This is a genomic window from Mucilaginibacter sp. UYNi724, assembly GCF_054057495.1.
Genome location: NZ_JBSRZI010000003.1, coordinates 328539 through 349458, shown reverse-complemented (window position 1 = coordinate 349458; position 20920 = coordinate 328539). Strand labels below are relative to the sequence as shown.

Annotated in this window: 18 protein-coding genes; 7 read left to right on the top strand and 11 right to left on the bottom strand. The window is 43.5% G+C overall.

The window, feature by feature from the left end; all coding sequences use genetic code 11:
- Positions 1-279: 279 nt before the first annotated feature.
- The 4 genes from ACVW0P_RS06905 to ACVW0P_RS06890 are packed head-to-tail and all read left to right on the top strand — an operon-like array spanning position 280 to position 4610.
- Positions 280-2154 carry a glycoside hydrolase family 30 beta sandwich domain-containing protein gene (locus ACVW0P_RS06905; protein WP_457131421.1) on the top strand — a complete coding sequence of 625 codons (1875 nt, stop codon included), beginning with the start codon at positions 280-282 and terminating at the stop codon, positions 2152-2154.
- A gap of 17 nt (positions 2155-2171) precedes the next feature.
- Positions 2172-3398: a family 16 glycosylhydrolase gene (locus ACVW0P_RS06900; RefSeq protein ID WP_457131420.1), complete on the top strand. Its 1227-nt coding sequence runs from the start codon at positions 2172-2174 to the stop codon at positions 3396-3398.
- Positions 3399-3445: 47 nt separating this feature from the next.
- Positions 3446-4336, top strand: a complete 891-nt coding sequence (locus ACVW0P_RS06895; protein WP_457131419.1) for a hypothetical protein — start codon at positions 3446-3448, stop codon at positions 4334-4336.
- A gap of 28 nt (positions 4337-4364) precedes the next feature.
- Positions 4365-4610 carry a hypothetical protein gene (locus tag ACVW0P_RS06890; RefSeq protein ID WP_457131418.1) on the top strand — a complete coding sequence of 82 codons (246 nt, stop codon included), beginning with the start codon at positions 4365-4367 and terminating at the stop codon, positions 4608-4610.
- Positions 4611-4617: 7 nt separating this feature from the next.
- Here ACVW0P_RS06890 and ACVW0P_RS06885 read toward each other — a convergent pair whose 3' ends face one another.
- The 6 genes from ACVW0P_RS06885 to ACVW0P_RS06860 form a co-directional block, all read right to left on the bottom strand.
- Entirely contained in the window at positions 4618-5181 is a 564-nt protein-coding gene (locus ACVW0P_RS06885) for an RNA polymerase sigma-70 factor (protein ID WP_457131417.1), read from the bottom strand.
- Between the two features lie 223 nt (positions 5182-5404).
- Positions 5405-6718, bottom strand: a complete 1314-nt coding sequence (locus ACVW0P_RS06880) for a DUF4302 domain-containing protein (protein ID WP_457131416.1) — start codon at positions 6716-6718, stop codon at positions 5405-5407.
- 21 nt (positions 6719-6739) lie between these two features.
- Entirely contained in the window at positions 6740-8083 is a 1344-nt protein-coding gene (locus ACVW0P_RS06875; RefSeq protein ID WP_457131415.1) for a zinc-binding metallopeptidase, read from the bottom strand.
- A gap of 19 nt (positions 8084-8102) precedes the next feature.
- Positions 8103-9572: a RagB/SusD family nutrient uptake outer membrane protein gene (locus ACVW0P_RS06870; RefSeq protein ID WP_457131414.1), complete on the bottom strand. Its 1470-nt coding sequence runs from the start codon at positions 9570-9572 to the stop codon at positions 8103-8105.
- A gap of 13 nt (positions 9573-9585) precedes the next feature.
- The gene (locus ACVW0P_RS06865) at positions 9586-13230 is read right to left on the bottom strand and encodes a SusC/RagA family TonB-linked outer membrane protein (protein WP_457131413.1); all 3645 of its coding nucleotides are present in this window, start codon (positions 13228-13230) and stop codon (positions 9586-9588) included.
- 40 nt (positions 13231-13270) lie between these two features.
- On the bottom strand, positions 13271-14269 hold the full coding sequence (locus ACVW0P_RS06860) for a FecR family protein (protein ID WP_457131412.1): 999 nt from the start codon (positions 14267-14269) through the stop codon (positions 13271-13273).
- A gap of 202 nt (positions 14270-14471) precedes the next feature.
- On the opposite strand from ACVW0P_RS06860, the gene ACVW0P_RS06855 reads away from it, so the two are divergent.
- Entirely contained in the window at positions 14472-16139 is a 1668-nt protein-coding gene (locus ACVW0P_RS06855) for a hypothetical protein (RefSeq protein WP_457131411.1), read from the top strand.
- A gap of 73 nt (positions 16140-16212) precedes the next feature.
- Here the strand turns inward: ACVW0P_RS06855 and msrA are convergent, their stop codons facing one another.
- Complete coding sequence (gene msrA / locus ACVW0P_RS06850; protein ID WP_457131410.1) at positions 16213-16704, bottom strand: peptide-methionine (S)-S-oxide reductase MsrA; 492 nt, start codon at positions 16702-16704, stop codon at positions 16213-16215.
- Between the two features lie 128 nt (positions 16705-16832).
- Here msrA and ACVW0P_RS06845 point away from each other — a divergent pair, with 128 nt between their 5' ends.
- Positions 16833-17051 (top strand): DUF6965 family protein, encoded by a 219-nt coding sequence (locus ACVW0P_RS06845; RefSeq protein WP_354429842.1) that lies wholly within the window; start codon positions 16833-16835, stop codon positions 17049-17051.
- A 114-nt stretch (positions 17052-17165) separates the two neighbouring features.
- Here ACVW0P_RS06845 and ACVW0P_RS06840 read toward each other — a convergent pair whose 3' ends face one another.
- The 3 genes from ACVW0P_RS06840 to ACVW0P_RS06830 all read right to left on the bottom strand — a co-directional run bounded on the left by ACVW0P_RS06840 (position 17166) and on the right by ACVW0P_RS06830 (position 18787).
- Positions 17166-17513 carry a cupin domain-containing protein gene (locus ACVW0P_RS06840; RefSeq protein ID WP_457131409.1) on the bottom strand — a complete coding sequence of 116 codons (348 nt, stop codon included), beginning with the start codon at positions 17511-17513 and terminating at the stop codon, positions 17166-17168.
- A 77-nt stretch (positions 17514-17590) separates the two neighbouring features.
- Entirely contained in the window at positions 17591-18184 is a 594-nt protein-coding gene (locus ACVW0P_RS06835) for a cupin domain-containing protein (protein WP_457131408.1), read from the bottom strand.
- A 150-nt stretch (positions 18185-18334) separates the two neighbouring features.
- Positions 18335-18787: a DUF4395 domain-containing protein gene (locus ACVW0P_RS06830; RefSeq protein WP_457131407.1), complete on the bottom strand. Its 453-nt coding sequence runs from the start codon at positions 18785-18787 to the stop codon at positions 18335-18337.
- Between the two features lie 224 nt (positions 18788-19011).
- Here ACVW0P_RS06830 and ACVW0P_RS06825 point away from each other — a divergent pair, with 224 nt between their 5' ends.
- On the top strand, positions 19012-20160 hold the full coding sequence (locus tag ACVW0P_RS06825; protein WP_457131406.1) for a hypothetical protein: 1149 nt from the start codon (positions 19012-19014) through the stop codon (positions 20158-20160).
- Here the strand turns inward: ACVW0P_RS06825 and ACVW0P_RS06820 are convergent, their stop codons facing one another.
- The gene (locus ACVW0P_RS06820) at positions 20161-20919 is read right to left on the bottom strand and encodes a ThuA domain-containing protein (RefSeq protein ID WP_457131405.1); all 759 of its coding nucleotides are present in this window, start codon (positions 20917-20919) and stop codon (positions 20161-20163) included.
- Between the last annotated feature and the right edge of the window lies 1 nt (position 20920).

Sequence of the window (20920 nt, the reverse complement as noted above, 5' to 3'; positions counted from 1 at the left end):
AGCTATTAATAAAAACCCATTGTGATTCAAGCGTATCAGATAATATTTAATTAACTAATTATCAGCTATTTATAAAAATATATATTTGTTTATAACGTAGAAATTGCTTTAAATTTGTCTTAACCAATTGTAACGACATCTGCTATCTTACTGAAAAACTTAAAGTTCAAGGCTTCGTCTTTCGAATCACGTATTCTTGCTTTTTAAATATCAGTTAATAGCGCTTTTGCCCGTTAAAACCAAAATATGCAAACCAATTACTCAAACCAAATAACTATTATGAAAATTAATTACAGTTTAAAATTGATCGCGGCGGTGCTGCTCGCCTTTGTACTGCTGAATTACGCATGTAAAAAAGACGTTCGGCCGCCGGCCGCAGATGTCCCCGGCGCAACTGGTACTACGGCCCGCGCTGCCACCGGGCCGGTTAGCGTATTTTTAACCAAAGGGGATAAAAGCGCGCTCTTATCCCAGAGCACAGTTAATTTTGCCGCCGACGCTGGTACAAACGCGAATACCATTACGGTTGACGAAGGCGTAACTTACCAGGGGATCGACGGCTTCGGTTTTACCCTTACCGGTGGCAGCGCAAGCTTATTAAATGGCTTAGGCGGCAATAAAGCCGCCGTACTGAACGAGTTATTTGGCACCGGCAGTGGGCAAATAGGCATCAGTTACCTTCGCATAAGTATAGGTGCATCTGACTTAAGTTCATCCGATTTTACCTATAACCAAACGTCGGGCGATGTGAACATGAATAACTTTAGCCTGGCGCAGGAAAACACCGACTTCCTGCCGATCCTCAAGGCTATCCTGGCCATAAACCCAAACATTAAAATATTGGCTACGCCGTGGACCGCCCCTACCTGGATGAAGGTTAATACTACAGGCAACAATGGTTATACCGGCGGGAGCTTAAACACCGCTTATTATGATGCCTACGCCCGGTATTTTGTAAAATATATCCAGGCCATGAAAGCACAGGGTATCACCATTGATGCCATTACCCCGCAAAACGAACCGCTTAACCCCTACAACAATCCAAGTATGGTTATGCAGGCAAATGAGCAGGTAAATTTCATTAACAATAACCTTGGCCCCCAATTGCGCAACGCGGGGTTAAATACCAAGATCATTGCTTATGACCATAACACCGATGTGCCAAGTTATGCTACTACTGTTGTAGGTAATGCCGGCCAATATGTAGATGGCTCTGCTTTTCACTTATACGCAGGAAATATTGGCACGCTTACAGATGTGCACAATGCTTATCCAAATAAAAATGTGTATTTCACCGAACAATGGGTAGGCGCACCAAGCAACTTTAGCGGCGACCTTGGCTGGCATATCAACACCCTGATCATTGGCGCAACCCGTAACTGGAGCCGCAATGTTTTGGAATGGAATTTAGCCGCCGATCCAAATAACAACCCGCACACCAACGGCGGTTGCAGCACCTGTTTAGGTGGCATCACGGTTAGCGGTACATCTATAACCCGTAATGTGGGCTACTATATTATAGCGCACGCTTCAAAATTTGTTAGGCCGGGCGCGGTGCGTATCAGCTCTAACATCGCGGGGAGCATCCAGAACGTGGCCTTTAAAAATAGTGATGGATCAAAAGTGCTTATCGCCTCAAACAGCGGTAGCGGCGATGTAAACTTCAAGGTAAAATGGGGCAGCGAATCGTTTAGTTATACTTTAGCTGCGGGTGCAGTTGCAACCTTTATATGGACCGGCTCACCGGGCAGCGGCGGTAGTGGCGGAACCGGTGCACCAATAGGGTCAACCATCACACTAAAAGGTTTTAATAACCAATATGTAAATAGCCAAAACGGCACGCAAGCCATAACTTGCAGCAGCGCTGTTGCTTCTACCTGGGAACAGTTTACCTTAGTTGATGCCGGCGGCGGTAAAATTGCGCTCCGCGCAATGAATAAATATGTGTCCTCAGAAAATGGCACGCAGGCCATAACCTGTAGCCGTACCACCATTGGTGACTGGGAAAAATTTGATTGGGTGCCTACAACCGATGGCAAAGTTACCTTCAGGGGCAATAACGGCAAATTCATTTCCAGCGAAAACGGCACACAAGCAATGACCTGTACCCGCGCTACTACATCGGGCTGGGAAGCATTTGGCATTAACCAATAAACCAAACACTAAACTATATGAAAAAGCGATTAATGAAAATGCTAAAAGGCGCCGGCCTTGTCCTGGCGGCGGGGATCGTTCTAATATCCTGTAAGAAGGATATCAGCCAATCCGCGGATGTTAAGGCAGGTGCCGAAAATGCTACCACCACGCCAAGGGCTTTAACGCTGGCATGGTCGGACGAATTTAACGGCAGCGGCGTAGACGGCAGCAAATGGAACATCGACAACGGCAACCCGAACGTAAATAACGAAAAAGAGTATTATTCATCGGCAAACGTTGCCGTAACCGGTGGCAACCTTGTTATAACTGCTAAAAACCAAAGCATGGGCGGGCAGCCGTACACATCCGGTAAAATAACCACCGCAGGTAAGTTTACGGTCAAGTATGGCCGGATAGAGGCGCGTATTAAACTACCCGCTTTTCAGGGGAGCTGGCCTGCATTTTGGATGCTGGGCGCCAATATAGGCCAGGTAAACTGGCCGCAGTGTGGCGAAATTGATATTATGGAGCAAACCAATACCAGCAATACTACACTGGGCACCATGCACTGGAACAATAATGGCCATGTTTATTACGGCGGCAACACCCAGGTCAATAACGTTACAGATTACCACCTGTACGCGGTTGAATGGGACGCCAACAGTATTAAATGGTTTGTAGATGGCACACTGTTTCATACGGGCAGTATCCAAAACAACATCAATAGCACCGAAGAGTTTCAGTTACCCTTCTTCCTGATCCTGAACCTTGCAGTAGGCGGCGACCTGCCCGGGAACACGATTAATAACGGCGCGCTGCCAGCCAACATGCTGGTAGATTATGTGCGTGTGTACAACATAACCGGCGGCACTGGTTCCACAGCGCCAGTTGGCCAAACGGTTACGCTTAAAGGCTTTAACAACCAGTACGTTAATAGCCAGAATGGCACTCAGGCTATGACCTGTACCAGCGCAGCCGCGCAAGCATGGGAGCAATTTACTATAGTTGATGCGGGCAATGGTAAGGTTGCCTTGCGCGCTATTAATAAATACGTATCATCAGAAAACGGAACACAAGCGATCACCTGTAACCGAACCACCATTGGCGACTGGGAAAAGTTTGATTGGGTGCCCACCGGCGATGGTAAAATAACGCTTAGGGGCAATAACGGCAAGTTCATTTCCAGCGAGAACGGCACCCAGGCCATGACCTGTACAAGAGCTACGGCATCCGGTTGGGAAGCGTTTGGCATTAACCAATAGATCACCTGTTTAGGCCTGCCCCAAAGGGCAGGCTTTTTATTTTTCTGATGAGAAGATCCTTTTTTACCGGCCTGTTTGCAGTCATCTGCATAAGCACTGTGTTTGCGCAAAATATACCCCGAAAAATATCGTTAAGCTTAACTACAGGCTATGCCCAGCAGAACCTAAAGTGGTCTATCGCGGGTAATCTTGCAGGCGAAAGCCCCAATGTTTACTCGGAATTGCAATGGAAAAAAATTGCCGGAAAAGCTTTTACCGCGGCTTTGCAATGGAATTATTGGGGCAAGCTATTATTAGATGCCCGTTACTCACATGTGTTTGTTCATTCGGGTACGGTTACAGATAATGATTATAACGGCGAGAACCGGACCGATGTGGTCTATAATGAACGCTTCAATGCGGATAAAGGATATTCAAGGGATTGGTCGGCGGCGGCAGGATACCAACTAATCAACAAATCAAGGTTTAATTTGAATGCTTATGCAGGTTACGGCATCAGCACACAGTCATTTTATATTTTGGACCGGACCGGTAACTTCCCTGACCTTAACAGCACCTATAAAGCCAACTGGAAAGGCCCTTTCGGTAGAGCGGAATCAGCATTTGGCATCACCAATAAACTTAAAGTATCCGTAGCTGCCACCTACAACCAGGTAAGCTATAATGCCGCTGCGGATTGGAACCTGATCCAAACCTTTCAGCACCCGGTCAGCTACCGTCACACCGCTAAAGGTTTTGGTATCGACGGTGAGCTTTTTTTGGTATACAGACTTTTTAAAAATATCACTATCCAAGCCGGGGGTAATTACTACACATGGCAAACCGGCAAAGGCATAGATGAACTTTTTTTTAATAGTGGGGAAAGCAATAAAACACAACTAAACAAAGTGGAACGTAATGGTTACCAGATATCAATGGGGATAGCATTAACCCTGTAGCGATGTAAACCTTAACTTTTTGAAGCGAATGAAGGTTTATGAAGGTATTATTGCAAAGGATGTAAACCGCATAGCAAACTATCTTGATGCGTTTATGCTGCAAAATGGTATCGACCCAAAAAACATCGATAGCCTCGTTTTAACGAGTGGTATATCTATGGTTGGTAGTATTCAAAAGTTGCCCCAGAAGCGTTTTCCGCATGTTAACTTAAACCCGGGCGATAACTTTAAAAGCGCAGCAAAGGGTTTGGCTTATAGTGTTTATATTTTTTAACAGACTATTAAACACCAATAAACACCAGCAGAAATTTATATTTAGCCAGATTTGCTTCTACGGTTACGGTATCGGTAAATATCTTTTTACGGAGCACCTTTAACGCATTGGCAATATGGTTTTCTACAGTACGGTCGCTTAGGTCAAGCATGTGGGCTATCTCTTTGTACTTTAAGCCATCAAACCGGCTTAGTTTAAATACTTTTTTACACTGCTCGGGCAGCAGATCAATTTCTTTATAGATGGCTACTTTAAGTTCCTGCTCGTAAAATTGCTGGTAAACATCTTGTTCGTCAAACTCGTTACCGATAGTGTTGTGGTGCCTCTCCAGGTCTTTATTTCTTTTCAAATGATTGATAGCGTTGTTTATTACCATACGGCCCAGGTAGGCCTTTAATGCAGATGGATTTTCTAATACAGCGGGGTTTTCCCAATATTTAACAAATACGTTTTGTACAATGTCTTCTGCCACAAATATATCGTCGACATATTGCATAGCAAGTAGCGCATATGTTTGAAAGTGAGTGCCGTAAAATTTTGTAAAAGTGTTTTGATCAGTTACAATATTCAATTCCGTACGTTATTAAAACATAAAACATCAAATAATTAAAACATTATTTGAACACAGACAATTGATAAACAACCTGTTAAGCTTAACAGTTAATTGCATTTTTTCAGGACAGATGATATTTCAAGATACGAAATTAATTTATGAAATATTTACTTAAACGACAACAGCGCACTATTTGAATAAAACGAGGCCGGTAATTAGCCGGCCCTGTTTGAATTGTTATTTAATTTAGTGAGCCAGTAAAAGCAAAATCGGGATGTTCAACACTTTTGAACTGCCCCAGGGTTTGGCCGGTATTAGCGTCAAAGAAATAGTCTAATATAAAGTGGTCGGCACCTATACGTTGTGTTGTAAGCGGTGCCATCTCATTTACAATAAGCCCTGCATTACCCGTGGGCGGGGTTGCGTTAAACTTGTAAACGCCGTCGCCGGTTTTGGTGTAAGCGTAAGGGAAATCGGCCAAAAACTTATTGTTGCCCTGGTAAATATCTACAGTAACGGTTAGGCTATTTTCTAACACATTAAATATAAACTGCATCCTATCCAACCTTAAACCGTAAGGGCCTTTTTGTGTTGCCAATGCGGCAGTTGCGCGCCTGGTTACAAAATCTGCAGACCAGCCCGCATAATTGATGGCGTTAGGTACAATAATATTATTATAACTTACCCCAATAAGTAAATGTAAAGGCAAAATAGGTGTTGGCGATGCTTGTATAACAACCTTCTCCCCGCCTAATGTAGTGTATAGGTTTTTGGCTGCAGCATCCCAGGTTAACTCGGTTATCTTCTTACCCTCGTAAACCACGGGTTGCTTTAACACCACGCCGGTAAGCGTAAATGCAAATGCCGAAGTGCTTTGCGATACCGTATTATCTTTAACCCAGTTCAAGCTCAATACTTTTGAGGTAATGTTAAGCGTGGTTTGGATTTTGATATTATCGCCAAGTTGCAGGTACAGATTTTTGTTAGCGGCTGTATAATCAACAATGTTGTTCACCAAAGTGTTTAACCTTTTGGCTTTGTAAGCAGCCGCTTCTGCGGCTGTCGCCTTTACCAATATCAGCTGGCTTTTTAACATATTACCGTGCAGCAGGATGCTATCACCCGATAATTTATCAAACGTAAACTCAAAATCTGAATACAAGCCCCACCCCGCTGTCCCACCGTTAACTTCAGGCGCAGGATCTGCAAGTATATGCATGTAGTTGTAAGTGTCAAACAATAACGACGGTGCAAGCACCGCTTTCAAACGGTAGCTGCTTTCCGAGCTTGTTTGGGTAGATGTGCTGTTGATGTCGGCATACATACTTACCCGGTTGCTGGTGTTAAAAGTCATGTAAAATGAAAAGCCGCTGCCACCCGATGGATACAGGTAAGCCTTCCAGCCATTCGGGGCACCCGTTAGGGCATCATCGTATATTTTGAGTGTCGTGGCAGTTCGCTCTTCGGGCCTTTCGCCTGCGGCAGGGTCTACGCCTTTTTTGCAGCTTGCAAATAGGGCGATGGTGATAAAACTATATATTAAATATTTTTTCATTTGTAAGTAAGATTAAAGAGGTTAGTTTAAAGCCCCGGTTAAATACGAACTTGGATCGGTTACCTTATAGAACGCGCCGCGCGCCCCTGGCAACCCTTTGGTGCTGTTATCGATACCCGGCGCCCAATCTATTTTAAAATCGTTGCCTTGTATATAACTGTCAACAGCTGTCATAAATGGTTTTATAACACCCATATTACCATAGGTTGTTCCGCTGGTTTGAGGATTAACTAACGTAAACTTCGTAACCCCGGCATTGTCTATCGTGTATTTATAATCGGCATCACCATAGTAAGTTGTGGTACCGGCACTATTGGTGAATGTGTAACGCAGCGTTACAATGTTATTAGCCAGGTAAGTAAAGCTATATTCCTTTAACTTAAAGCCAACAGCGTCCATAGAGGCCTTAGCTGTATTCCATTTGGCCAGGAAATCTGCCGATTGCGGCTCCTCTGAAGGTTTAGCAGTAAAGGTGGAATACAAATTGTTGGGGCCGATAGAGTTTTTAAGGATGACAGGTGCCAGTTGGTCTATCGCATCCTGCACGGTGCTCTGTAACTCATAAAAATCGATGTTCCATGCGGTTTTAAAATACTCTACCACTAACTGTTCTTTTTTACGAAGCTTGGTACGCGGATCATCAGGCAGGGCATCAACGGTAGCATCAAACAAGGGCCTGCCCATTACGATCATGTTACAAACCATCTCGGCAAAATCTTCAATAGGGTTAGAGCGCGAGTATTGGGTGATAAAACCTAACGAGCGTGCTTCTTCCAAACTTGGGATGTTCCAGTTGGCAGTATAATCTGCCTTTGTTACTAACGCAAACTGTGTTTGAAAAGCAAGCTTTTGGTTTAAAATGTGTGTAAACTCGTGGTACATCAGGTTAGCCATTCCTTTAATGCCGCTGCGGTTGGTTTTAGAGAAGTTGTTGATCACATACAACACTATCTTGCGGCCACCATCTGCAGTACCTAAGGTGATGGTACCATCACCATTAAATTGCGGGCTACCCACCAAAACAAATTGCTTGGGCGAGTTAACCTTCATAAAATTGGCACCGCCAACTTTTTCGTAAGGCTTTATCCATATATCGCGTACGGTTTCCATGGCGGGGATCACCATTTCTTCTTTTGGCGGGGTCATATCTTTTGAAAGGTCTAATTCAAAAGCATCCCAGCGGTATTTAACCTCGATGTTGTAAGGCACAACATAATTATCGTTCAGCCAGGTATCAACCGCGATATTAGCCGGGTTGTTACGGTCAATAGCATCCAGATTAGCATTTAGCGTGCCCTCCTTTTTACATGATGCCATCGCTACTATCGCGAGCATTAAGATTGATCTGTAAAATATCTTTTTCATTTTCTTGTATTAAGAGTGATTATCTTGGGTTTAACGGGATGCCTGAAAGCGAGACCTCTGATGGGAGCTGGAATAAACGCCTCGGATCTTCAGCCTCTAAAGTGATATAAGTGTTGGTACCGTTAACCGCTTTTATATTATGCGTTACAGGTAACTTAAGCCTTACGATATCTAACCAGCGTAAGCCTTCCTGTATAAATTCTGTCTTTTTAAAATCGAGCACGGTATTTATCAAGCCCTGTTTAATATCGTCGGTATTGTAAAAGAGCGCTACTTTCTCAAGAGTTACCGCATCGGTAGCCGGGTCATAATCCCTTATCCGTACGCTCGCAAAAGTGTTAAGATCTGCAAGGGCCTTGGTGTAATCGCCGGTGTTAATGTAGGCCTCTGCCCTGTTTATAAGCATTTCATCGGTCGTAAATTGTGGCAAAATGGTAAAAGCCAAACCGATGTTGGCGTTGGGGCTCGAACGGATAAATAGTTCCCTGTATTTCAGTATCTTATAGTTTGGCACGCCAACCGAGTAAACCTTAATACCGCTCCAGTTGCTGCCGGTTACATTTGGCTGCTGCAGGGCAACGTTTAAGGTTAAACCCATACCGTACCTGAAACCTGCATAGCTGCGTGCCCATGATGAAGGCGCTTCTGTTAACAAAAGGTTTGGATTTTCTGCTGCCTGGGTAAACATAATCTCTTGCTCACCTGCCGATGCTTCGTAATACTTGGTGTTCCATGGGCGCAGGTTACTTGCATAACTATTGCCCGGGAAAGCCTGCGTGGCATATTGGATAACCTTATCGTACTCGCGTTTGAACAGGTAAAAACGTGCCGCGAAAGCATAAGCCGCGGTTTGGTTAAAGTGGTATTTAACTACCCTGTAAGCGCTGTTTTTAATTAGCGGCAAACCGTCTAAAAGGTCTTTTTCTATAGCCGCGTAAGTTGATGCAACGGTTCCACGGGTGTATTTCTGAAAAACTACTTTCTCGGGAGTAGTTACGTAAGGTATCCCCGGCGAATCGTTAGCCGTTGTAGGGTCGTACACCTTGGCGTATAACGTCACCAGCATAAAGTGTGCATATGCGCGGGCAATTAACGCTTCGCCTTTGTATGGCAGATAATCTGTTTGATCGGGCGCCTCGTCAATAGCGGCAAGTGCAGCATTCGACGCGGCAATTGCGGCGTAACTTGCATTCCAGAAAAACGTTGGTGTGCCGGTATCCCTGCTTTCTACATCTTTCCACAAGTAAGGGTCCTGGTTGGCAGGGTTTAACTCCCCAACGTTTACACCTTTATCCTCGGCATTGTCTGATGCTGCTTCGGTAAAGGTTGCAAAATCTGCCTGGGTGTAAGCTGTAGCCAGTATTTCGCTAACCTTTTCAACCGTGTTCAACTTGGTTCGCTGATCTGGTGCCTGCTCCAAAAATTTCTTGCAGGATGTGGCTGATACAGCTGCAAGTGTAAGTATGATAATAAAGTATTTTTTTGTCATGATATGATGCTAATTAAAATCCAACCTTTAGTGATAAAGTGAACTGACGTGGTATAGGTAAAGCAACCCCGCCCGAGCCAAAGAATTCAGGATCTTGCCCGTTTAATGCTTTATCGCTGTAAAGCAATAATACGTTATTGGCCACTACAGTTAAAGATGCGTTATTAAAGCCAAACTTTTTGATCAACTGGGTTGGGATAAAATATCCCATTGATACTTGCTTAAGCCTCACAAAGCCACCATCTGCAATGCGCGCCGATGAATAATTGTAATTATTATATGGGTAACCGTCCAACTGACCCACTTCGCGCGGACTTAGAATAGATGGTACGTTGGTATGGGTCTCATCGCCCGGCATCACCCAACGGTTCAGGAATACCGATGACATAGCATCCAGATCGCTGTAACTTGTTTTAAACTGTGGAGACAACCTTACTTTGTTACCCGCGCTAAAGGTTACCAACGCTGAGAAGGTAAAGTTTTTATACTTGAACGCGTTATAAAAACCACCGTTTAAGGTTGGATCTATAGGGCCTTCGTACTTAAGGTATTTTGTAACATCACTTTGCATGTAAACGTTGGTACCCAAAGTTCCATTCTCGTTAATAAACAACGGCTTGCCGGTATCATGGTCTAAGCCCTGGAAATCGATAGAAAACAAGCCACGTTGCGGATAGCCTTGTTGCGCACCACCATCAGCATTAACCAGGTTAAATATTAACGGCTGGTTTTTAAGGTTAGTGATCTTATTGGTATTATGTGCAAAGTTTAACTGTGTGTTCCACGAAAAATCTTTTTGTTTGATAATTGCAGCCCCAAGGGTTACCTCTATACCTTTCGATTGTAGGTCGGCGTAGTTGGCTACTTTGGTTTCTTCGCCACCGATACCAGATGTACGGATCAAGCCGATCAGGTCAAACCCCCTCCTTTTGTACCAGTCAACCGTTAAGGTAAGGCGATCTTTAAAAAAGCCAAGGTCTACACCAATATTCAGTTCTTTTTGCTTTTCGAACGTAAGTTCAGAGTTTTCTAAACCTGCAATATATAAAGCGGTTTCCTTCTCTGATGCATACGGGCGGTTAGTATTTCGCGCCAGCAGGTACAGGCTCGAGTTTGTAGCCGGGCCCATGCTTGCTGTAAGGCCGTAAGTAGCGCGTAGGGTAGCACGGTTAATGATTTTGCTGATGCTTTCTTTCATCATAAAATCTTCGGTGTCCATGTTCCATGCGCCAGAAATGTTCCAGGTAGGCAACCAGCGTGCAGTACGCGATTCGCCAAGCAGGTTAGAACCATCGTAACGGCCTGTTGCGTTGATGCTATATTTACCTTTATACGAGTAAGCCGTACGAAGCTGGTAGTTTAAATACCGCTCGTAGTTATAGTTCATGCTGTAATAGTTGAAGTTCGATTCAACATTTTGCTTTACAATATTAGGGTCGATAAATGGTACACCACCCTGGTCATACTGATAGCCATAGCCGTCAAATGTTTTGTGTTGGCGGTTTATATAACGCAACTCCTGTGCACCATAAATATTTACCAAATGCACGCCATTGAAGGTTTTGTTATACTCGAGCGCGTTCCTGAAATAATAGTTGGTGATATTGTCATCTACCGTGTTGTAAAAACCACCGTATGGCAATACCGTTACCGGCAAATCATTCGGGTTATCCGGGTTGCGGTATAAAAAACGGTTACCGCCCATAATGGTTGCGTTTTGCTCTGCTACACCAGCGCGGTAAGCCTGCGCCTGGTTAGAGTTTTCGGTAACCTTATGCTCCTGGTTGGTTTTGGCGAAACGATACGCACCGTCAAAGCTGTATTGCAGATCTTTAATGATCTTGTATTTAACGCCTGCCTGCCCTTTAAAATCAATTTGCGTTAAGCCAAGTGTGTTATTTTGCAGTTCGTTAATGATGTTGAACGGCGCGTAATCCCTTGTAAAATACTCCAGTTTACCGTTACCATCATAAGGGGTTAGTACCCTGCTGGTATTTAAGGAATAGCTGAACGGATTGATGTCGAAATCGCGGTCGTAACTGCCAAAAACAGGGTTGCTGTTCCTGCCAAGTGTACCCGGAGCAACCTGGTCACGAACAGATCCCTGGGTTAATAACTCGAAAGATAGTTTTTCGCTGATCTTGAAAGTACCGCGAAGGTTACCTGTAAAACGCTTTACGTGGTCGCCAATAGTCCACCCGTTATCATTTAAAAAACTGGTTGATGCATAGTACTGCGAATTTTCGGTACCTGATGTTACACTCAGCGAATGCTCCATCATCAGCGAGTTTTTAAACAATACATCAAACCAATCGGTATTGGCATTTGCGTAACGCTGTAAAAAAGCCTTTTGGCTTGGTACGTTGTTGGTTAGCGCGTATTTTTGCGTAGCCGGGTCGTACTTGTACATTTCATTGAACATTTTGGTAAATACGCCACCGGTAGGGTTATTGGCAACCGAGGAATGATTTAACCAGCCCTTGTTCTGCATTTCCAGGTAAACATTCATCTGGTCGGCAGAGTTCAGGATATCATAATTACTGTAAGATGGTTTCAGGTAGCTGGAGAAGTTACCTGTGTACGATACAATTGGCTTACCATCAGTTTTTCTACCTTTTTTAGTGGTTACTACTACCACACCGTTCATGGCCCTTGCGCCGTATTGCGCGGTGGCGGCAGCATCCTTCAGGATGGTAAAGCTCTCGATATCGTCGGCATTTAAACCAGCTACCGATGAGCCGATCAATGTATTGGCATCACCTGTTGATAATTGCTCATTAGATATGTTCACCACATCTTCCAACACCACACCATCAACCACCCACAAAGGTTTGTTATCGCCGTTGATAGAAGTAGCCCCACGTACGCGGATCTTTGGCGCGGCACCAAATGTACCTGAAACATTTTGTACCGATACACCCGCTACGCGGCCTTCAAGCATCCTGCTTACATCGGTAATACCCTCGCGCTTTACATCGCCGCCTTTTAAGCTGGCTGCAGCGCCGGTAAATAGTTTCCTATCCAGTTTTTGATAACCGGTAGATACTATATTAACATCTTCAAGTTGCATATTATCTTCAACCAGCAAAATATCAACAAATAGATTTGCCGCGGTAACCTTATGCTCTTGTGGTTTATATCCCACCATAGTAATGGTTAAAACTGCATCATTTTTTACCCGAATGCTAAACTCGCCGTTGTTGTTGGTAGAAACCACGTTTTTAGTACCTTTTTCAGATACGGTTGCACCCGGCAATGTTTCGATGCCTTTTCCTGCCCTGGCCGATACCTTTCCCCTTACAATAACATAATCGTCCGGAATAGATGACACCGATTTTTTTTTAAGGATTACTTTGTCGCCAACAATGGTGTAGTTGATACCGGCTGTAGCAGGCAACTGCCTTAACGCATCATTAATACTGGACGAACGCGGATTGTAAGAGATAAATGCCCCCTTATTAATTTCTGCAGCATCGTACACAAAGCTAACGTGGTACTTGCCCTCAAGGGTTTTGAGATAGGGTTCGAGTTTTCCGTTCGATGGCTGCGAAACCTGTGCCGCGCTGCTGTTACCGCTAACTGCCGAAAAAAGCAATAGCCCGGGGAGCAGTAAGTTACGAGCCGTAAAAGTTTTCTTTTTGTAAAAGTTTTCTTTCATAGAGTCAGTTAGTAAGTAGATATAGTTTAGTAAAGTTGTTTTATTTTGCTTTTCTTATCACCAGTTTACCCGGCAGGCGATTAATAACAATAGGATAAGTTTGTACCAGTACGCCGGTAATTTCTTCCAGCTTGCTATTATCAAATTTCGCGTTAAGCTTGCCCAGGCCGCTAAGGTTTGTATCAAGGTCGATCTCTACCTTATACTGGTCTGCTAATTTTTTGAACACTTTGGCAAGTGGCTCATCTACAAAGATCAGTTCGCCGGTTAACCACGAATCGCTGTTTTGGTTAACGCTGTCAAACAGTTGCAGGCTGCCGTTATGTTTGTTAAACTCCGCCCCTTTGCCGGCTACTAAAACCGTTTTTTCAACATCATTCACAAAAAACATCACCCGGCCGGTTTTAACATCAATGTTAACCATCTCTTTAGTGTCGTGAATATTAAAGGAGGTACCTAAAACCTTTACGGTTACACTATCCATTTGTATCAGGAATGGCTTAGCCGGATTCTTGGCAATCTTAAAAAACGCGTTACCTGATACAAATGAGATCTGCCTGGTGTTACCCTTAAATTCTTCGGGATATTTTACGGTGGTATATACATCCATATAAACTTTAGACCCATCTGCCAGTAATACCGAATCTTTTGCGCCCTGCGTGGTTTTGGTTAGATAATTTACAGTGTTGTAACTGCTGTATAACAAGTAAGCAGCAAATGAAACCAACAGAGCAGCTGCAACACCGGCAGCCCAGCCCCAAAGGGCTGATCTGCGTATCGGAGTTATTGTTGGTTCAGGTTCGTATTCTTCGTGATTAGTTAATTCAAGAGCGAGCCTGCTAACAGCTGCCGCTACATCTATTTGCTCCAGCACACGGGTGCCCGGGGTAAGGTTCCAAACTTTTAAAAGCTCGTTGTACGCTTTATCGTTGTCAGGTGATTCAGACCGCCATACATCAATTTCATGGCCCAATTGTTCATCAGCCGGTTCATTTAAATGGCGGGTAATTCTTAATAAATCAGAATCTTTCAGTTGCATATATCGCGGTTTTCGACATTAGACAATTAACCGGTATGCTTACCCCTAAAGAAATTTCAATTAATTTAATTTTTGCCCGTAAAAAAAGCCTTACAGAAACAGATGGGCACAGTTGACTGGCTGTATATTCTTTTTTACCCGTACTTTCGGATATTGATCCAGTAGTGTTTGCCTAAACAATACACAAAACAATACTATCACTATGAAACTAAACGTAAAGGCCAAAGCTTTAATAATGGGCATAAGCTGCATTGCTGCGCTTTCATCATTTAACGAAAAGCCAAAACCAAAGGTCAAACCCAAAATAGTCAACATTGTAAACTTTATTCGCCTGTTAGAGCCACGAGACCCGCTGGTGACCGAGGACGTGTTGTACCAAACCGTGGTAAAGCAAGTGCAGATCATGAACAAGTACAAACTGCGCGGAACCTTTTTGTTACAATATGATGCGCTGATGGATACACGTTATCAAAAATTACTTAAAAGCCTTGCTCCCGGTTCTTTCGAAATTGGCGCCTGGTGGGAGATCCCGCAGCCAATGGTAGAAAAAGCGGGGTTAAAATGGCGCGGCCGCTACCCCTGGGACTGGCACGCCAACATCGGCTTCTCTACAGGTTACACACCCGAAGAAAGAGAAAAACTGGCCGACGTTTACATGGAAGATTTTAAACAGATCTTTGGTTACTATCCAAAATCTGTTGGCTCGTGGTTTATTGATGAGCATACGTTAAATTACCTTTACCAAAAATATCACATTGTTGCATCCAGTAACTGTAAGGACCAGTATGGCACCGATGGGTACACTCTTTGGGGCGGTTACTGGAACCAGGCCTATTATCCAAGCAAGTTAAACTCATACATGCCGGCCCAAAACGCCGAGAACCAAATCCCTGTACCTATTTTCAGGATGCTGGGCAGCGACCCGGTAAGGCAATATGATACCGGCTTTGGCACAACCTGGCAGGGCGTTATAACCCTTGAACCCGTGTACCCCAAAGCAGGCGGAAGCAAGGAATGGGTTGATTGGTTTTTTAAAGAAATGGTAGAGGGCGAATCGATGGAATTTGCATATACGCAGGCCGGGCAGGAAAATTCGTTTACGTGGGATGCCATGTCTAAAGGATTTGAGATACAAATGCCTTTGATAGCAAAGCTGAGGGATGAGAAGAAAGTTAAAGTTGAAACACTTTTAGAATCGGGCACCTGGTTCCGTAAAAGGTACAAAACTACCCCGGCAACATCCATAACGGTTAATAATGACCTTGGCACCAGCGATCGTAAAACCGTTTGGTTTAACAGCAGGTTTTACCGCGCCAATTTGCTTTGGGAAAAGGGCACGTTGCTTTTTAGGGATATCCATTTATTTGATGAAAAACTACCATCGGCTTATCTTACTAAAAAGGTAGAAACCAATGTGTGTTCGTTTTATACCCTACCGTTTGTTGATGGCTACTTATGGAGCACACCTGATGATATTGCAGGGCTGCGGTTTAAAACTATCGAGAACGGCAAAGAGATTTTGCTAACAGGCGGCAACCCAAAGATTACCAACCCCCAACCTGGCAAGCTTCATATTGCCTGGCCGTTAAAATCTGGTAACGGCATGTTGGTAATGGATCTGGATGAGCGTAAACTAACCATAACGGTAAATGGTAAGGATGCTACCAATTGGTTTTTAGATCTGAACGTAGCCCCAAAAGCCGAACTGCCGTTCACCACAATTGAAAGTAAAAGCATCAACAGCAAATTCCAGGGGTTAGCATACAAGGTAGCCACCCCCGACGCCAAATTTTCTAAACCCGATAACGGCAAGATCATTCGCATCAAACCCGGTAAAAACAAAATGACTCTCGTTTTTGCAGGTAAGTAAATTCTGCAATCAATTTAAACAAGAAACGCCTTTAGGTAAAATCTAAAGGCGTTTCTTGTTTAATTAAGATCATTTAACTCAAATTCCATTCCGGGCGTTCAAAATGGCAAGTGTAGCCATATGGGTTTTTCTGCAGGTAGTCCTGGTGTTCTGCTTCTGCGTTCCAAAAATCGCTTGCGGGTACCACCTCGGTTATAATTTTACCCGGCCATTTGCCCGATGCTTCCATTTCGGCAATTAATGCGTTTGCGGTTTCGCGTTGGGCCTCATCCAAATAAAAAATAGCGGACCGGTACGATGCCCCTATATCATTCCCCTGCCTGTTGCGGGTAGTTGGGTCGTGGATCTGGAAAAAGTACTCCAGCAGTTTACGATAAGATGTTTCTGCAGGGTCAAAAGCAACTTCTATACCTTCGGCATGTGTGCCGTGGTTACGATATGTGGCGTTAGGTACATCGCCGCCTGTATAACCCACTATAGTTGAAATAACTCCCGGTTGGTGCCTTATTAATTCCTCAACCCCCCAAAAGCATCCGCCAGCCAAAATGGCTTTTTCAATATTCATATATTATAGTTTAAATAGCATATCAGGGGCATATCCCCTGTTACATCAATTATAAACAGAAGCGGTGTAAAGCGCAAATTGTTTTTAAATGTTGACCGCAGCATGGCATTTATTTTTACTTTTGATGCATGACAGATGAGGAACTGATGGCATATTTTGAGCACGCCAAATTACCCGAAACCTTACGTGTAGACCGCGCTACCACACAGCATAACGTAGCACAGGCCGTAAAAAACAATATGGATCTAATGGCCGACTTAAGTAACCATCGTTGCAGGCACCGTTTGCACAGAATAGCCGCAGCATTTGAGAAACCCTACGACGGACCAGAGATACCTAGATTTTAAAAGGCTTTTTAATACATCCAAAGTCTATATAACCCGTCACCAATGTGCATGCAAAACTCAAGGCGTATTAATCCATGATAGCGGGGTATTTACTTATTTTATAAGGCGATATATTTACTTCGCAGCTGCTTCTATACGCACCGTTTCCATATTGCCGCTCTCGAACGTTAGGTTAACCGACCTGCGCCCGTTTGGGCGGGTGCGGTGAATTACGTTTTTGGGGATAGTAAATATCTGATTTGTTGACAATTCGACCGTTTTATCTTCCAAATCAATAAATATCGAACCCTCTATAACCAGAAAGGTTTCGTCTGAATTTGGATGGAGATGCCAGAAGTAAGCTTCGGTCATCACGCTCATTCTCACCACATGGTTGTTCACCAACGCAACCGGGATATTCTTGTAAACATCAGTATTGGCGTGTTGCGCGATATCAATTATAGTGAGGTGTTGAATTTCCATGGTTTTAGGTGTTGCAAACTCTAAAGGTCGACAAAAACTGACAATTAAATAGAACCAAAGAATAATTATGGATTAGCTTATTCCTCCAGCATCCTGTGCTGCAAAATACCAACTACGTAAGGCGATACAATTTTGATAGTATGCTCTACGTTCAACGGGATCTCCAGGAAACTACCGCCGTGCAGGTGAAATGTTTCATCACCAACAGTACACACACATTCGCCTTTCAAAATAAAAAAACTTTCTATTAGATCGCCGTGGATCTCTTCGGGAACATCACATTTTGTCACCACTAATACTTGGGACAATTGTGGAACGTTAGTTAAAACCTCAGCAAAAACATCCTGGTCAGGATTTTCGGGGATAAGATGTTTCAAGGCCTCTAACCATTGCAGGTGATTAGCTTCGCTATTGGTTAGCGGTAGATTGTTTATGTCCAAAGGCGCATAAAAACCAAGGGTAGACAGCAACCTGCTTTTAGCCTTCTCAGACGGCGCAATAGCGATAAGGGTTCCCAGTTTTTCTATAGCGAGCTCAATAGCGGTTAGCTCAGATTTAATTTCAGGATATAGTAAGCTTAAGCGATCAACGTCTTGTTGTTGTTCATTGTTAAGTAAACCGAGGATATACTCCTCGAGGATGCCGCTTTCTATATATTGTTTTATATCCATTAGTTAACCGGGCACGTCAAATAAAATTGACGTTAAACAAATGTAAGTATTTGGTTATTAGCATTGTTATTCAATATTAGCCGTTTTAAGAGTAAATTATTCTAACTAGTTGTATAGGACTACATAAGTTATAAATGTAGTGGTTCTGGATTACCCTTTAGCAAACCTCCCTCTTACCCATTTTAAACCTGTATATACATAACACCCCACACAAAACCCACTGAACGACTCCAGAAAGGCAAAAATGCAGAGCAGTGCGGCAATAGGCAGCAACAAAACTGTCCATTCTGCAATGGCCCCAGTAAGCATTATCGATACAAAAAAGAAACCCATGCCTGCCGCGAAGCGCTTGGGGCCACGGTCGGTAGGTTTGTAGGGAATCTTGAAACGGACTACCAACCTATCGGCCAGCCATCCCAGCGGACTATACTTTTGCTTATTAAAAGTGCGGGTAAAAAAATCGAACACCAGCAGCATTATGATGAAATTATAACCTGTGAACACAAAGAACACGGCAAGGATAAGTACCAACAAGGCAATCATTCTAATTTTATTCTCGTTCACTTTAATATGGTCTACCGGGCAGTGCAGGTCGTTGCTCATTCAAATTAATTAGTAGCTATTAAACGTAGCGCAAAGCTAAAAATATGTAGTTGCAATGTTAAATAATGTAAAATTATTGTGTCGTTTGTGTAACGCGTTTATTAGTTACTATATTTATCACATAATGCATGTATGTTGGTATGTGTTATAATAAAAGCATATTGTTGTTGCTGATAGGATTCCTCCCGCCTAAACGCGTTACCTTATCAATCACAATATTAAAAATGAAGAGCCCTACACTATACTTTTTATTTAAGCCGATACTTTTAGTACTGCTCATAAGCAGCAGCTTTACAATAGCCCGTGCCCAAATGTCGGCATCTATGCCTTACCGTGCACCAAGGCCCGATACCACCAACCAACCCCTGCCATTTAGCGAAGGAAAAGAAACTACCGCTTTCACTACCGCCACCGCCGCCAACATTTTTGATGACGATGATGATAATAAACTGCAAAAAACAATATCGCTAAACCTGAACAAATCACAGGAGCGCAAGCAGTTAATGAGTTACTTAAAACAACTGGAGTTAGGCAACACCGTAGCCGAGAACGAAAAGAACAATAAAGCCCTATATCGTTTTGCCAACCTTTTTGCACGGTTAAAACTGTACCCACTGGCTATGAAATGTTTTTTCAAAACAATTGACAAGGCTAATAAAAAAGCCCGCAAAAGCGAAGCTAATTTAGCCGAAGACGACGACGATCTTAATATAGAAGAACTGCCCATCAATGCCAAAGATGATTCGTTACTTAACCGGCAAAACGAGATTTTAAAAAGATCCAAAAGCAAATTTACAAATTACAAAAAGATAGCAGGTACTTTTAATGACGGTAAAGCCACTGTTGCGTACGCCTTGCTTTTCCACGTGAAGCAACCGGTATCTGGCAAGCCGCAGGTATTTAAATTCAGCAATACAGGCCATACTTTTATTACGCTGATTAAATATAACGCTGATTCTACCTACGTAACCTGTTCATTCGGTTTTTATCCAAAAAAAGAAAAGATTCTGTTCGCCACTCCGTGGGATCCATCTGCCGAAGGGCAACTGAAAGACGATGCCAGCCACCAGTGGGACGAGGTAGTGGGCAAATTTATTTCTAAAAAGAGTTTTGAACGCATCCTTAACCTTACCAAAAAATACGGCGACCTGGATTATCATCTCAGCAATAATAACTGTACTGATTTTTGCTTGCAAGCCGCTTCAATGGCCGGTTTAAACATCACCAACACTAAAGATAAATGGCCTTTAGGTTATGGTGCTAATCCCGCTACAACTGGTCAAAGTATTTTAAACGGTGGCTATAACAACACCGATAAACAACCGGATACCAACATATTCAAGAGTTTGAATATCGACTCTCCTGTTAAATAATTACCTGCCTGCAGCCCAAAAAATAGCGTTGCTAAACAACCTGGTGTAAGCCGGGTTATCAAACAAGTTGGGTGAATGCCCCATAAAAATATAAACGTTTCGTGCTTTATAATGCGGGTTTGTCCACACTACGGGATGGTCGCCCATGGTAACTTTAGTTTGTTTGGGCCGATAGCTTTTTTCATCAACACCGGCCAGCACACGCACATTTGGCCGTGGGCTTTTATCGTAAGTGTACCACTCCTCCTGTTTAACGATGAACGATGCCGGCACACCCCTCATCAACGGATGCTGCTTATCCTCCACATTTACCTTACCGCTTGCAAATGTGGCTATATAATCCGTCCACTTTATGCCGCCCATAAATCGCGAGAACCAATCCCACATAGGGTAACCGTCAAACTCGCCCAGCAAAGTAGCGTGATGGAAACCTATCCAGCCTCCCCTGCCCTCGTTGATGTATTTTTCAAACGCTGCGGATGCCGCCGGTTTCCAGGCATAGGGGGCATAATCAAGCTGAATGAAAAGTTGGTATTTGGTTAAAAAAGCCTCGTTGATCTCGCCGGTGTTTTGGATATAATCTATCGTAAAACCTTTTTTGGTTGCCAATTGGTTTAGCCAAATCTTGGCGCGTTTAGAATATTCCACATGATGGCCGCCATTCTCATAAAGCGCAAGCACCTTAAAGGGCTTAACCTTTTGAGCAACGGTAGTGAAGCCAATGCAAATAATCCACAAAAGTAGCAAAATCTTTTTCATC